This window comes from Duganella sp. GW822-FHT06D06 (assembly GCF_058799615.1).
In genome coordinates this window covers 343205-358123 of the sequence record NZ_JBXALQ010000004.1, presented here as the reverse complement: position 1 = coordinate 358123, position 14919 = coordinate 343205, and the positions used below count along the sequence as shown (strand labels likewise).

Sequence of the window (14919 nt, the reverse complement as noted above, 5' to 3'; positions counted from 1 at the left end):
AGCGCTAGGCCGGCAGTTCGGCGCCGTACGCCACCTGCGGATCCGCCTTGCCATGAAGCAGGCAATGATATTCGAACGCCTCCCGAATCTGATCGCGCAGCGCCTGATCGTCCCACGGCTTGGTGAAGAAACGGTACACGGCGCCACGGTTGATGGCGTCAATGACCGACTCCAGTTCGGTATAGCCGGACAGAATAATGCGGATCGTGTCGGGATGCAGTTCTTTAACCTTGGACAGAAAGGTCGTGCCGGACATGATGGGCATGCGCTGATCGCTGATGATCACTTGGACGCGATGCGTGGCCAGCAGTTCAAAGGCTTCAAGTGCCGATGTCGTCTGAAGTATCTGGTAATCTTCGTTGCGGAAAACACGTCTGAGCGCGCTGAGCACATTGGGTTCGTCATCGAGCAGCAAGATGGTTCGTTCGGGCGTGGCGGCGCGCACCAGCAACGGATGGCTTATGTGCCGGCGCAGCAGGGCTTCAAGCGCCGCCGCGTTCACGGGTTTGCTGAAGTAATACCCCTGCACATCGTCGCATCTGATCGCGCTGAGGAAGCCCAGTTGTCCCTCCGTCTCCACCCCCTCCGCCACGGTTTTCATCTTCAGGGAGCGGGCCATCAGCGCGATCGTCTTGGTCAGCGACGCGCAGTTGGGATTGGTCGTGACGTCGCGGACAAAACTGCGATCTATCTTGATGACATCGATGGGAAAGCGCTTCAGGTAGGCCAGGCTGGAATAGCCGGTGCCGAAGTCGTCGAGGGCCAGCGTGACACCGAGGTCCTTGATCTCGCGCAGGGCCGCGAGCATGCTGTCGCTGTCGCTCATCAGCATACTCTCGGTCAGTTCGAGTTCGAGGTGCCCGGCCGCCAATCCGGTCTCGGCGAGCACGCGCATCACGAGGCTGGCGACGTTTTGCTGACTGAATTGCAAGGACGAGAGGTTGACCGCGACCGACAGATCGTCAAACCCCATGTCATGCCACTGCCTGGTTTGCGCGCATGCCGTGCGCAACACCCATTCACCAATCGGGCCAATCAAGCCCGTCTTCTCGGCCAGGGGAATGAAGACACCGGGCTGCATCATCCCATTCCGAGGATGGTTCCAGCGGATCAGCGCTTCCACGCCGCTACACTTTCCACTGTAAAGATTGACCTTGGGCTGATAGTAGACCTCGAATTGACGCGCATCGAGCGCCGCCCGTAGCGCCGTCTCCATCTCGACGTATTGCTCGATGCGGCATCCCATTTCCCGGGCGTAGTAGCGAACGCAATGACGCCCGCTGGCTTTCGCCTCGTGCATGGCCACGTCAACATTCTTGAACAGCGCATCGACGGTTTCGCCGTCGTCGGGATAGAGGCAGACTCCGATGCTTGCCGTGACGTGAAATTCGCGGGCGTCCACGCTGAACGGTTGGGCGAACAGATCCAAGGCCCTTTGCACCGAGCAATTCACGTCGTGGTTGTCGATCAATCCGGGAAAGATCAACACAAATTCATCTCCGCCGAAACGGGCAACCGTATCGGACTCGCGGACCGCGTCCTTGATGCGCGCCGCGACAGCGATGAGCAAGCTATTGCCAACCACATGGCCGCAGCTGTCATTGACGAGCTTGAATCCATCCAAATTGAGGCACAGCATGGCGATGCGCTGGCCGTTGCGTCTTGCCTGCGTGATCGCCAGGCTCAGGCGGTCCTTCAGCAGATTGCGGTTAGGTAGATCCGTCAGTCCGTCGTAGTTCGCGAGATAGTGCATGCGCCGCTCGTCCAGCTTGCGCTGGGTGATGTCCTGGAGCGTGCCGCTCATCGACAGGGCGTTGCCATCGATGCCGAATAGCACATCGGCCTTGCCGTGTACGCTACGCGTGGTGCCGTCGGGCAGCAGCAGGCGATGTTCGATGTCAAAGTTCGCCCCATGGTCGAGCGCGGCATGTAGCGCGGTCTCGACCTGTGGCCGGTCCGCCGGGTGCACCAGCGCGAGAAAGTCCCGGCGTGTCCTGCCGAATGTCTCGGGAGCCACCCCGCAAATACGATACATTTCATTCGACCAGAACATGATGTCGGGCCCCACGTTCCATTCCCAACTTCCGACCGACGAAATGCGTTGTGCGTTCGCCATCTGCTGATCGCTCTTCAGCACGGAACGAAACGACGCGGCCGCCTTGAGGATGAACCCTATCCGATGTTGCAATAGTTGCCAATTAATGGGCTTGCCGACGAAGTCGGTGGCGCCGGCCTCGTACGCCCGCGTGACCGAGTCCGTATCTTCAAGCGAGGTCAGCATGACGATGGGGCAGAATTCCATGCTGGGAAGTTGGCGCACCTGGCGACAGAGTTCGAAACCGTCCGTTCCCGGCATCACGACGTCGAGCAAGATAATGTCGGGGGCGTGTGCGCCAATCGCGGCCAGTCCGGAAGTGGCGTCAGCTGCCTCAAACACTTGCAGGCCGATTCTTTCCATGCTGTCGCGCGCGAGGAGCCGGATAAAAGGATCATCGTCGATGACCAGAGCAATTGCCGCCCGCGCTAAGCGTTCTTCCATCATCTAACTCTGACTCCGGTTGAGACCCGGCCCCTCAGGGTGGTGCGCAGAGAGTATCCCGGCCTGAAGGCCTGTCGCTATGTAATTGATCGAGTCGACCAATGCACCATAAACGAAAACACATGCATTGTCACGAACGGACTTGCGCCCCAAACGCCATCATCGGAACCAATGAGTTGGCGTCCGGAGGGGCAGATGGGGGAAACTGCCGGCGCCATCGTGCGGACACGCCGGGGGAAAGATTTCAAGGCGGGTTGATTCGCCGGCGATGTTGCGCAGGAGCGACACGAGGTCAGCCACCGTTTCGGCCGCAAGCAAGTCGCTTCTGGCTCGAACGATCGCGCCGTACTGTACGGGCGGCGTGTCGTTGTCTGCAACGAAACTGACGAAAGGCAAAAAATACTGCGCAAGCGTGACGATTTCCACCCTTACCCTGCCAGGCCCCTCTAGCAGACGGCAAAACAGACTCTCGTCCATCGTGGGCAGCGCTGGTTCGACTGACACGCTCATCGCAAGTCTCCCGAATTAGATTCGATTGAATTCATACGCACTCAGGCGCCGCCGCAGCCAGGACTTCCAGAGGGTGTTATATGATCAACTTATGTTTCCGTGCGGCAATCGTGCATTGCCAATTTAGGCTAAGCTGACTATCCTGTCAAGGCGAACTTTGCGATCAGGAATTCGACCCGGCTATGAAAACGCGGGACGGACCCTGCAGCGGCGTCGGTTCGGCGGTCAGCACGACCGCGGTGAACAGGGTGGCGTCGTCCAGTGCTTCGAAATGCGCTTCATGCATGCCGCCTTGCGCCAATCCCGGCCCCAGGTTGCGCGTGCAGCGCATGCGTAGCCTGCGCCGCTTCAGGTCGATCTCGACGATCTCGACGGCCTCGAAGCCGAAGTATTCCTTTACCGTCGCGAATGCGGCTTTGAAGAAGCTTTCCTTGGCTGAAAAGGCCAGCGTGAGCAAGCGCGCGGTGTCGGTGCCGAGGCCGCTCGCTTGCAGGCAGGCCATTTCGCTTGAGGAAACGACCAGCGCGCGTATCTCATTGAACTGATCCTGACCGATGATCGCTTCGATATCGATGCCGACACCGAGCATGCCGCGACCGGCACAGGCCAGCGCCGCGGCGTAGTGGCCGGCATGGCTGATGCTGCCGACTACACCGTCAGGCCATAGCGGCTCCCTGTGCATGCCTGTGCCCACCGTGTGCCCCGGATGTCCATGCAGGCTCAGGATCGAGCGGGCACACAGGCGCCCCGCGAGAAACTCGGTCTGGCGCTTGGGCACGCTGGTGCGGATGGAGGCGGGCAGATCGATCCCGTAGGCGCCGAACAAATCCCGGTGGTAGCGGGCGATGTCATAGCGGGCCAGAAAATAGCTCAGATTGCCATCTTCCTGCGGCAGTTGCACGAACTTGCCGCTGATGAAGTGCGGGTCGGCCCGCTGCGGCTGCATGCCATATGGGGCCGGCGCATCAGCCATCGATGGACTCGCATGCCGTTTGCTGGCGCGCGGCGGCGGGCTCGGCGCCTTGCGCCGTCACGTGCTTCAGTTGACCGTCCTCGAGTGTAATGATGCGGTCGGCGCAGCCGAAGTAGGAATCGTCATGGGTGATCACGATCACCGTCTTGCCGCGCGCCTTCAGGTCCGGTAGCAGTTCCGTGTAAAACACGCGCTTGAACACCGGGTCCTGGTCGGCCGCCCATTCGTCGAACAGGTAGAGCGGGCGATCCTCGATGTAGGACGAGACCAGCGCGAGGCGCTTGCGCTGGCCGGTCGACAAATCGGTGGTCGAAAACTTGCCATCGACGAGCTTGACCTTGTGCGACATCTGGAGCAGGTCGAGGTAGGCGTTGGCGCGCGCGCTCAGCTCGCCTTGCTCGCTGGTGAGCAATTGTTCGAACAGGTGGAAATCGGCAAACACGGCCGAAAAATACTGCCGGTATTCGTCGCGATTGGCGTCGGTGACGCTGACGCCGTTCAATCGCAGTTCGCCCCGCTCGGCCTCGTACAGGCCCAGCACCAGCATGGCCAGCGTGGTTTTTCCCGAGCCGTTGCCGCCCACGATGAACACGATTTCGCCTTCGTCGATGGTCAGGTCGAGCGGGCCGATCATGAATTGGCTATCCTCGCTGGCCGACGCGTAATGATGGCAGGCGCCGCGCAGCTCCAGGCGCAGCGCCGCCTTGCTGGCAAATGCATCGTGTCCCGGCAGGCGCGCCGCGGCCGGCATCAGACGGTCTTTCAACTGCTCGATCTTGTTCAGCGCGATGGTGGCCTGGCGCAGCATCGGCAAGATACTCATCAATTCGATGATGGGCCGTATCAGGTACAGCAAGATCAAGGTGAAGGTGATGAGCACGGCGGGAGCTTGCGGCAGTGCCATCGGCACCAGGAACAGCAAGGCCCCGACCACCAGGTAAAAAATGCCGGTGCCCACGTTCTGCACCCAGGTGTAGGTCGACAGCGACGTGACCACCAGCTGCTGGAAGTTGCGCGCGCCGGGCGTAATCACTTCGTCGATGAACATGGCGCCGCGCGCCGCATTGAGCTGCAATTCCTTGCTACCGTCGATCAGGCTGCGGAAATGCTCATACAAGACTTCCATCTGTTCGCGGATTTTGCGCAGCTGGATCAAGGGGCGCCGCTCGGCGAGACCGTAGCCGACGATGGAAACGACCAGGCACAGCGTAAACATGATGAACAGCTGCCACGACAGCCAGGCCATATAGCCCATGCACACCAGGATGATGACCACATTGCCGAAAGCGAGCGGCATCAGCTGGAACGCGCTCATGAAGGTGTCGACATCGCGCGTGAGGATCACGTGCAGGCCGTCCTTGCCGAGCGACTGCAGTTGCTTGAGCGGCGTCGCCAGCAATTTGCGGCACAGCGAGGTGCGCAATTCAAAAATGGCTTGCTGGGTTAGACGCAGCAGCGCGATCTCCGAGCAGGCCTTGGCCGCCATGTGCAGCAGGCAGGCGCCGAAGAACATCAGCGCCAGCCGTGTTTCGACGCCCGCGTTGCTCACCGCCCGGCCGATGACGGCCACCAGCGCGGCGCCGCTGATGCCGGAAACCAGGCTGGCGATGGTGGAGAACAGCAGCGAGGTTTTGGACTGGCGGTATAGAAACTTGATCAGGTTCATAGTGTGGTTCCGTGTTGCGCTCAGTCCGTGTAATTGGGCATCTCGAACACTTCAAGAAAAATGCCGAAGGTCAGGACGATCATCAGCAAATCGCTGTCGAAAGGCAGGTTGAGCTTGAAGTTGGGACGGGAGTAGATTTTTTTCAGTTTCTCGATGGTCGCCGGATTGAAATAACCCTGGCGCCGTATCGTTTCCGGCGAGAGCAGGTCGTTGACCCATCCGATATTCTGCGCCAGCAGCGACGGGCTGCCCGGCGCGACGAAGGCAAACTTTTCGCGGTCGCAAATCGACGCCGGCAGATAGCGCCTGGCGGCCTCCTTGACGATGTATTTTTCTATCAGCCCATTGAGCTTGAGCCGTGGCGGCAGGCGCTTGGCGAATTCGATGACGCGGATATCCAGGAAGGGGTAGCGCGCCTCGATCGAGTTGGCATAGGACACGCGGTCGCCATGATCGGCCACCAGATGGTCCGACAGGCGCAGCTTGAAATCGATGTAGGAGCGCTGGTGGATGGGATGGCGGCCGGCCAGCCGGGTCTTGTTGACGACATTGCCGTGCACGGCGTTAAATTCCGGGAAGCGCTCGGCCACGGCGTCGCTGTACAGTCCCAGCTTGGCGTCCCGGAGGGCGAAGTAGTCGGTTTCGTAAAAGAAGTCCCGGTTGCCCCACAAGGTCTGGCGCTCCTCGTCTTCCATCATCGCGGCGTAGTCTTCCGCATCGGCCCGCTCGGCGCGCATGACGTCGAAGCGGTAGCCGACGTAGCCGGCGAACAGTTCATCCGAGCCCTCGCCGGTCAGGACCACTTTCACGCCGCTCTCGCGCACCCGTTCCGACAGCGCCAGCGAGCACGTGTTGTACGATTCCTTGAGCGGTGTTTCGGCATGATAGACCGCTTTTTTCAGGCGCTCGGCGACTTGCATCCAGTCGAAAGGAATTTCATGGTGCTGGGTGTCGATTTTTTGATTGAACGCGTGTTGGAACTGGCGCTCGTCCATTTCCTGGTCGGAGAAGACCACCGAGAACGAATGCCGCGCGCTGTCCGGCGCGGCGCTGTGGGCGATGGCGCCGATCAGCGACGAGTCCAGTCCGCCGCTCAGATAGAAGCCGACCGGCACGTCGGCGTTGAGGCGGTCGGTCACGGCGCGGCGCAGGATCTGGTCGAACTCCGCCAGGTACTCCTCGTCGCTGCGCTGCTCGATGGGCGCGTTCGGATAGTCGAGATCCCAGTATTCATGCTCCTTCAGGGAGCCGTCGGGACGGGCCAGCAGATAGTGCCCCGGCCGTATGGAGTGGATGTTTTTGAACATGGTGACCGGGCTGACCACGCCGGGAAAGCTGAGCAGCTGGTCCAGGCCGCGCAGGTCGACTTCCTTCTTGACCAGCGGATGGGCCAGTATGGCCTTGATCTCGGAGCCGAAGATCAAGGTGTGGTCGGCGATGGTGTAGAACAGGGGGCAGATGCCCACATGGTCGCGCGCCAGGAACAGGCGCTTCTGGTCGTCGTCGAACAGCGCGATGGCGAACTGGCCATTGAGCTTGTTGACGAACTCGACGCCGTATTCCTGGTACAGCGGAATCAGTACCTCGACATCGCACTCGGTGTTGAAGCGGTAGCCCTTGCGCTGCAGATCGCTGCGCAATTCCTTGTAGTTGTAGATTTCGCCGTTGCAGATGGCGACGATGGCCCGGTTCTCGCTGAAGAAGGGCTGGTTTCCATGTTGCAGATCGATGATGGACAGGCGCCTGAATGCCAGGCCCGCTTCGTTCTGGATGAAGTAGCCGGCGTCGTCGGGCCCGCGATGGATCAACTGGTCGGCCATGCGGACCAGCACGTCCATCGACGCGCTCTGTTGATTGCTTAAGTTAAAGGTACCGGCGATTCCGCACATAGGATGTATTGGTTGGTTGATCAAAACTCAGGTGCCGGCGCTGCCCATGCAACTCAAGGGCAGATGTCGACCATCTCGCACAGCAAATTGGCCAGGCCGTCGCGCAACAGGTGGAAGCGGAACACCGGGTGCGGGCCGGGCAGGACCTGCTGGCCGATCGGCTCGGCGAGCGCCATGCCGCGCTCGCTGTTGGTGAACATCACGAAACCGTCGCCGCTGCGCGGCGAGGCCATCACAAAGGCCCGATAGCCGGAGTTGTTACCCCAGTGCCAGATAAAATTGTCGCCGCCGTGCTGTTCCAGTCCCCAGCCCAGTCCCCAGGCCAGGTCCAGCTTGGCGCTGACGGCGACCGGCGAGGCGACGATCTGGCGCAGGCTGGCTTCGTCCTTCAGCAGCGCGGCCAGGAAGCGCCCATAGTCGCCGGCGCTGGTGTAGAGCGTGAACGCGGCCACCGGCTCGCGAAAAGGAAAGGACGGCAGCAGCACGCCATCGTTGGTCGAGCCAGGGGTGATTTGCCGCTCGATGCCGGCTTGCCGGGTGTAGGCGCTTTGGGTCATGCCCAGCGGGACGAACAGCTGGCGCCGCATGAACTGATCGAGCCCCTCGCCCGTGACGGCTTCGACCGCCCGTTGCAGCAGCACATAGCCTTCGCCGGAATACTGCCAGCGGGTCGCGGGCGCGATGTCGAAGGTCAAGGGGCCGCCCGACCAGTTGGGCAGGCCGGACGTATGATTGAGCGCCATGCGCACCGTCACCGCAGCCAGTCTTGGATCGGCCACCTGGTCGACCGGCGAATCGGCCAGGTAGGCCTGGTGGCGGTGCGTGTAGCCATGCGGCAGGTACTTCAGCACGGGCGCATCGAGGTCCATTTTTCCTTGTTGAACCAGTTTTAGCACGGCATAGGCGAACAAGGGCTTGCCCAGCGATGCCGCTTCGAACACGCTGCCCTGTGCCAAGGCGGAGTTCGCGTCGCAGCCATGGGCGGTCTGGACGGACTGCAGCTCGCGATTGCGCACCACGGCCAGGGCGACGGTGCAGATGCCATAGCGGTCGGCGAGATGCTCCAGGCTGGCCTGGCGCTCGGCCGCAGACGCGGCGGCGGGCGCGGCGCGCTCCTGCGCCGCAGCGTGGCCCGCGCCGAGCACGGCAATGCTCAGCCACAGGCCGGTCTTGGCGGCCAAGGGCAGCCAGCGCGAAATGGGGGAGGTTGCTTGAGACATGTTGTCGGTCACTTTCTGCTTATTGCGCAAGGGGCGTGCGCGTTGCCGCTGCGGGCGGCGTGGCCTGCGCCAGCGCGTTGCAAATCCCGAAACGGTAGCGTTCCGGCGCCAGCAGGTACTGCGCGTACTTCAACAGCGCATAAGGGCTCAGCAAGACCCCGGCCAGGAACGCCCGCCAGCGGTACGAGGCGATCGTGCCCGCCATCACGGTCATGACGAAATACAGTTCGAAGTACACGAACATGAAGTAATCGATCCGCTTGGCGCCGCTCAGCTTGCGCCCGACGACCTCGTCGTGACAGGCGACCCATTCGGCGAAGTAGGGAAGGTTGCCCTTGATCAGATGCGGGCGCAGCGGGTTTTGAAAATGCACGATCGACGGCTTGAGCTTGAGGTACTCGCGAAACCCGCGCCAGGACGAGGTCCAGTACGGCTCGGCGAACAGCCGGAAGTTCCACTCCGGCGGCAGCACCGTGAAGCGACCCGCGCACTCCATCGAGATCGCTTCCTGGTCCGGGTTGTAGATGGTGGCGCGATGCGCCTCCAGCCAGGCCAGCATGGTGGCCGAGACATCGAGCTCGCGCATCCTTTGCAGATCGAGCAGCATCACGCCGCCGTTGATGGGATCCTGGGCCTGCTTGAATTGCATCACGAATTCGTTGTTGTAGTTGCGCAGGCAGGCCTCGTCGGTGGTGACCAGGCAGGCCGCCGCGCCCAGCCAATGGCCGCGCAGGTCGGTCTGCCACAGCTTGGCGATGTCGTCGACCACCAGGATGTCGGAGTCCAGGAACAGGACGCGGTCGAGCTGCGGCAGCAGCTGCGCGAAGCGCAGCCGCAGCGTGAACAGTTCGATGCGCCGCTGGTCCGGGTCGGTGGCGCTCAGCGGGCAGTCGACGATCTCGGTCTCGACCTCCACCGTGTCCGAGACGCTGGCACGCGCGAGCAGCTCGCGGTTGCGGGCGTCGAGGCCGTGCGAGATGAAAAAAATCCGCAGCCGATACACCTTGCTGTTGAGCGAGTGCGAAAAGGCGGTGATCAGCGAACGCAGGGCCACGCCGGTCATCCACGCGTGGCCGTCGTCGGTTTGAAAAGCGATATCGATGGAAGGTTTGGATGACATGGGAGCTATCTCCTTGACGTGACGGGGATGGAAAGGGGGGCGCCGGCGGTTCATGGCGTGCTTAGGGTTCGCATAGGAAACAGCAGCGCCAGATGGGCCAGTGCCGCGTCGACCTGCGCGGCCTGCAGTTCATCGCGCGCGTCCTGTTCCAGCTCGGCGCGTTCCTCGACCACGGCGGCGCTGACGGAATCGGTCTTCAGCTGCTGGCGCGCCATGTCGGCCTGCGCGCTGGCCAGTTCCAGGCGCGCGCGCAGCAGGTCGATGCGGGTGTTGACCATGCGCTCGTTCAGTTCGCGCCGCCGGGTCTGCTGGTCGCGCTCGGCGGCGGCCAGCTCCGCATGCAGGGACTGCTTGCGCAACTCGGCCTCGGCCTCCGACACCCGCTGCGACGTCAAGCCATGATCGAACAGGTTGAAACTCAGCATCAGTCCCACATTGAACTGGCGGAAGGAAAAGTCGGACAGGCTGCTCCGCATCGAGCTGTCGCTGCGGCCGATGCCGGAGTAATTGCTGTACAGGATGAGCTGCGGGCGCAGCGCCGCGCGCTGGACGGCCACCCGTTCGCGCGCTGCGGCCAGCGTCAGCGTGTCGTGGCGGAGGTCGAGGGTCTGGTCGCTCAGCCGGCGCACCTGGTCCAGGTCGACGTCGACCGTGTTGACGAACTGGCAGCGTTGTTCCGGCCCCTCGTCGGCGGCCCCGGTTTGCAGCGCTGCCCGGAAGCCGGCGTGCACCAGTTCCAGTTCCTCCTGCCGCGAACGCCACGCCGACTGCTTTTCCGCCACGCCCAGGGTGGCGACGCGTTCCTCGATCGGGGCGACCCGGCCCTGGCCGAGGCGCAGGCGCGTGACGTCGGCCTGCGTCTCGGCGCGCCGCAGCTGGCGCGCGGCCGAGGCCGTCTGCATGCAGGCGCGGCGCAGCCTGAAGTAGGCCGACGAGACGTCCAGCGCCACTTGTTGCAGCGCGATGTTGCGCGCCACCTCGGCCGCCTGCAGCGACAACTCGTCCTGCCTCAGTTGCGCCTGCGTCCGTCCGCCGGTGTACAGCTGGTAGCGCGCGCTCAGGGTGGCGGCGTTCTGGTAGCGCGGCACGGTCTGCGTGACCGCCACTTGCGCGCTGGTGTTGAGCTCCGGAATCAGCACCGAGGCGTTGATGCCGGTGTAGGGGTCGTTGTGGTGGAAGCGGTCGGCGTTGTAGGACAGATCCAGGGTTGGATAGAATTGCGCCCTGGCCTGGGCCACGCGGGCGGCTGCTGCGTCCACCTCGGCCGCCGCGATACGCACCGACAGGCGGGTTGAGGCGGCCGTTTCGAAGGCCTGCGCGAAGGTCTTGCCGGGCGCGCCCCCGGTGGCGGCCAAGGCGGCCCACGAGGCGCCGCTCAGGGTGCCGAGTACGCCGGCGAGCAGGCCGGCCAGCATGGGTTTATTCATAGCGCAAAGCCTCGACCGGACGCAAGTGCGCCGCGCGGTAAGCCGGATACAGGCCGGCGACCAGGCCGACGCCGACCGCCACCAGCAGCGACACCCAGTTGAATAACATGGCGGGCTCGAGGGGGACGTTGGCCAGGCGGGCGATCAGCACGCTGGCGACGCCGCCCAGCAGCAGCCCCAGCACGCCGCCGAACAGGCTGATGAAGCCGGCTTCGAACAGGAATTGCAGCAGGATGTTGTGCGCGCTGCCGCCCATGGCCTTGCGCACGCCGATTTCGCGCGTGCGTTCCAGCACCGCCGTGCTCATGATGTTCAGGATGCCCAGGCCGGCGACGAACAGGGAGACCGAGGCGGCGACCAGGCCGATCACGGCCACGCCGTCGAGGATGTTGTCGGCCGTTTGCACATATTGCGCCATCGTATCGACCCGGTAGGCGTAGGCGTCACGATGCCGGCGCCGCAGGAAGTCGGCCGCCGATTGCGCGGCGACGGCGGCCGCCACGCCTTCCCTGACCTGGCCCTGCAGCACGTCGATCTGATCGCTGTCGAGCATGGCCTGGGCGCGGGTGTAGGGCATCAGCAGGCGGCCGTTGGCGTCCTGGCCGGAACCTATGCTGGTCAGCAGCGAGCGGTTCTTGGCGGCTAGCACGCCGATCACTTCGAAGGTGCGGTTATCGAGTCGCACTTCGCGCCCGACCGGATCGACCCCGGCTGCGAACAGCTCGGCGGCGATCTTGGCGCCGATGATCGCCACCGGCCGCGCGCGGTTGACGTCGGCGGCGGTAAAGGCGCGGCCCTTGGCCAGCTGGTCGTTGTTCATCGCCAGGTAGTCCTCGCTCACGCCCTCGAGCTGGACCTGGCTGTACAGCCGTCCGGCGCGCGCCAGCCTGGGAGTGTCGGGCGCACCCAATACCATCGGGCTCATGCGCGTGAACGCGGTGCAGCAGCTTGAGTTGCGCAGGGCCTCGTAGTCGGTGTTGTCGATGCCGCTGCCGGTGCGCTGCTGCTGGTGCGGGTTCAGCAGTTTGCGGTCGCGCGAGATCCACACCGAACGCAGGCCGAAAGTCTGCAGTTCGGCAAACACCATTTCGCGTCCGCCATGGGTGACAACGTCGATCAGGGTGACGGCGGCGATGCCGATCGCGATGCCCGACACGCTGAGCAGGGTGCGCAACCTGCGGTCGCCGAGGCTGTACCAGGCTTGCAGCCCGATGTCGAGCCACAGCCGCCAGCGCCGTCCCGGTGCGAAGCGCGGGTTCATGCCGCCTCGCTGAGCTGGCCGTCGCGCAGCCGGATGATGCGCTGCGCGTGCGCGGCCACGTCGTTCTCGTGCGTGACCATCAGGATCGTCTTGCCCTGCTGGTGCAGGCCGGCGAACAGCTGCATGATCTCGTCGCTGGAGCGCGAATCGAGCGCGCCGGTCGGCTCGTCGGCGATGATGATGTCGGGGTCGTTGGCCACCGCGCGGGCGATCGCCACGCGCTGCTGCTGGCCGCCGGACAGGCTGGACGGCACGTGATGGCTGCGCTCGCCCAGTCCGACCCGCTCAAGCGCGACCTGGGCCCGCAGGCGCCGTTCGGCGGCCGGCACGCAGCCGTAGATCATCGGCAGTTCGACGTTGCGCAGCGCATCGAGGCGCGGAATCAGGTTGAACAGCTGGAACACGAAGCCGAACCTGCGGTTGCGCAGGCCCGCCAGCGCCAGGTCGTCCATCTGGTCGACCCGCTTGCCGTCGAGCTCGTAGGTGCCGGTGTCGAGCGTGTCGAGGCAGCCGAGCACGTTCATCAAGGTCGACTTGCCGGAGCCGGACGGCCCCATGATGGCGACGAACTCGCCTTCGGCGATCTCCACCGATACCTGGCGCAGGATCTCGATGTGGCCGCCGCCACTGCGATAGCGTTTGCACGCCCCGGTCAAGCGCATCATGGCTTGCCCGCCGCGTTGGCGTCGCGCGCGTGCTCGCCTTCCTTGAGGGCGCGGCCGGCGGCCAGCGCCACCAGCTGCCCCTGGGGCAGGCCGGCGCGAATTTCCACGTAGCGGTCGCCCATCACGCCGGTCGTGACCGGCACCAGGCGCAGGGCGCCGCTGCCGTCCAGTGTCCAGACCGCCGCCTTGTCCTGCTGGGTGGTCAAGGCCTCCAGCGGCAAGCGCGGCACCGGCAGATGCGAGCCGATCGGCACCCGCACGTCGACCTGCTGGTTGGGGCGCAGCTGCAGCTTGGGCGCGGTGAGGCTGATCCACACCGCCGTGTAGCTGGTGCTGCCTTCCTTGCGGACCGCCGGTTCGATGCGGGCGATGCGCTCCTCGCTCATCTGCTCCGGCGCGCCTTGCAGCGAGACGCGCACCGGCATGCCCACGCGCAGGTCTTGCGCATCGTCTTGCTCCATGCGGGCCAGGATCTGTCGATGGCTGCTATCGGAGACGGTGACCAGCGGCTGGCCGGCCAGCGCCACCTCGCCGGGCTGCACGGCGACGTCGGTGACCACGCCGGCGATCGGCGAGCGCAGCGCCAGCTGCGCCATCCGCGCCTGGGCATGGGCGACAGCGGCCGCGGCTTTCTGGCGCTGGATGCGCGCCAGCGCCAGGTTTTCCTCGGCGCGCAGCACTTGCTCGCGCGCCACGGCGCCGGCCGCATGGTCGGCGCGCAGGCCGCGCAGGGCGCGCTCCTGCTGCGCGATGGCGGCATCGATTTCGCGCAGCGCCGCCTGCTCGGCGACCGTCTGCAGTTCGGCGTCGCGCGCGTCCAGCCGCAGCAGTGCCTGGCCCGGCTTGACCTCGCTGCCGACCGCGATATCGACGGCCTGTACCAGGCCTGCGGACACCACGCTGAGCCGCACATCGTTCACGCTGTTGACCCTGCCCGTGGCCCGGATGTAGGACGTGACCGGGCCGGAGTCGACGCGCACCGTCGCCAACGCCAGGGGCGGGGAGCGGTCCGTCATGCCGACGCTCAGCGCCACCGCGACGCCGAGCGTGACCGTCGCCACAGCGGCGCGCAGCCTGAACTTGTTCATGTTTTTCCCATTTTTAGGCCGTGGCGGCAGGCCACGTCAGCACTAAGTTGTATAGACATCTTTCCATCTGTCCCATGCGGCCCGGAATTTACTACCGAACGAAACAATCGTGCGTGACTTGCAGTATGGATAACAAATTGATGGGCAGATTGTACAATAAATAATGCAAAATGCACCATGAGAATATTGTACAATTTAAAACATATCGTCATGATAGTTGCTTGCACCGATGGCAATCCGCCCTCTCCATTTGATTTGTGAAGGAATACGTTTATGTCCAATGAGGCAGATGTTAGAAGTTATTGCGTGGTTTTAAACGAAGAAGAGCAGTATTCCATCTGGCTGTCGGGGCGTGAGATCCCGGCTGGCTGGCGCGCCTCGGGGTTTTCTGGGCCGAAGGAAGCGTGCCTGGCTCATATAGAGGCCACGTGGGTCGACATGCGTCCGCTGAGTCTGCGCAAGGCCATGGGCGAGGCGTCTTCGTCCAATTGAAATAATGCTTATTAGGCAATGCTTTTTCCTGTTGTTTATTGATTTATTGGTCCAATAGCAACACTTCCA

Annotated in this window: 12 protein-coding genes; 1 reads left to right on the top strand and 11 read right to left on the bottom strand. The window is 63.5% G+C overall.

Going from position 1 to position 14919, the window contains the following annotated elements; genetic code table 11:
* Positions 1–4: 4 nt before the first annotated feature.
* From AC1RMD_RS10165 to AC1RMD_RS10115, 11 genes are all read right to left on the bottom strand, one after another.
* The gene (locus AC1RMD_RS10165) at positions 5–2542 is read right to left on the bottom strand and encodes an EAL domain-containing protein (protein ID WP_492926209.1); all 2538 of its coding nucleotides are present in this window, start codon (positions 2540–2542) and stop codon (positions 5–7) included.
* A gap of 156 nt (positions 2543–2698) precedes the next feature.
* Positions 2699–3049 carry a hypothetical protein gene (locus tag AC1RMD_RS10160; protein WP_492926207.1) on the bottom strand — a complete coding sequence of 117 codons (351 nt, stop codon included), beginning with the start codon at positions 3047–3049 and terminating at the stop codon, positions 2699–2701.
* A 163-nt stretch (positions 3050–3212) separates the two neighbouring features.
* Complete coding sequence (locus AC1RMD_RS10155) at positions 3213–4022, bottom strand: 4'-phosphopantetheinyl transferase family protein (protein ID WP_492926205.1); 810 nt, start codon at positions 4020–4022, stop codon at positions 3213–3215.
* On the bottom strand, positions 4015–5688 hold the full coding sequence (locus AC1RMD_RS10150) for a cyclic peptide export ABC transporter (protein WP_492926203.1): 1674 nt from the start codon (positions 5686–5688) through the stop codon (positions 4015–4017). Before AC1RMD_RS10150 ends, AC1RMD_RS10155 begins: the two co-directional genes overlap by 8 nt.
* Before the next feature lie 20 nt (positions 5689–5708).
* Positions 5709–7577, bottom strand: coding sequence for an asparagine synthase (glutamine-hydrolyzing) (asnB, locus tag AC1RMD_RS10145; RefSeq protein ID WP_492926201.1), 1869 nt, complete (start codon positions 7575–7577; stop codon positions 5709–5711).
* Between the two features lie 53 nt (positions 7578–7630).
* On the bottom strand, positions 7631–8797 hold the full coding sequence (locus AC1RMD_RS10140) for a serine hydrolase domain-containing protein (RefSeq protein WP_492926199.1): 1167 nt from the start codon (positions 8795–8797) through the stop codon (positions 7631–7633).
* A gap of 19 nt (positions 8798–8816) precedes the next feature.
* Complete coding sequence (locus AC1RMD_RS10135; RefSeq protein WP_492926197.1) at positions 8817–9917, bottom strand: glycosyltransferase family 8 protein; 1101 nt, start codon at positions 9915–9917, stop codon at positions 8817–8819.
* 50 nt (positions 9918–9967) lie between these two features.
* The gene (locus AC1RMD_RS10130) at positions 9968–11344 is read right to left on the bottom strand and encodes a TolC family protein (protein WP_492926195.1); all 1377 of its coding nucleotides are present in this window, start codon (positions 11342–11344) and stop codon (positions 9968–9970) included.
* On the bottom strand, positions 11337–12605 hold the full coding sequence (locus tag AC1RMD_RS10125; RefSeq protein WP_492926193.1) for an ABC transporter permease: 1269 nt from the start codon (positions 12603–12605) through the stop codon (positions 11337–11339). The genes AC1RMD_RS10130 and AC1RMD_RS10125 overlap by 8 nt, the downstream gene beginning before the upstream one ends.
* Complete coding sequence (locus AC1RMD_RS10120; protein ID WP_492926191.1) at positions 12602–13270, bottom strand: ABC transporter ATP-binding protein; 669 nt, start codon at positions 13268–13270, stop codon at positions 12602–12604. Before AC1RMD_RS10120 ends, AC1RMD_RS10125 begins: the two co-directional genes overlap by 4 nt.
* The gene (locus AC1RMD_RS10115; RefSeq protein ID WP_492926189.1) at positions 13267–14358 is read right to left on the bottom strand and encodes an efflux RND transporter periplasmic adaptor subunit; all 1092 of its coding nucleotides are present in this window, start codon (positions 14356–14358) and stop codon (positions 13267–13269) included. Before AC1RMD_RS10115 ends, AC1RMD_RS10120 begins: the two co-directional genes overlap by 4 nt.
* Before the next feature lie 273 nt (positions 14359–14631).
* Here AC1RMD_RS10115 and AC1RMD_RS10110 point away from each other — a divergent pair, with 273 nt between their 5' ends.
* Positions 14632–14850, top strand: coding sequence for an MbtH family protein (locus AC1RMD_RS10110; RefSeq protein WP_492926187.1), 219 nt, complete (start codon positions 14632–14634; stop codon positions 14848–14850).
* Positions 14851–14919: the final 69 nt, after the last annotated feature.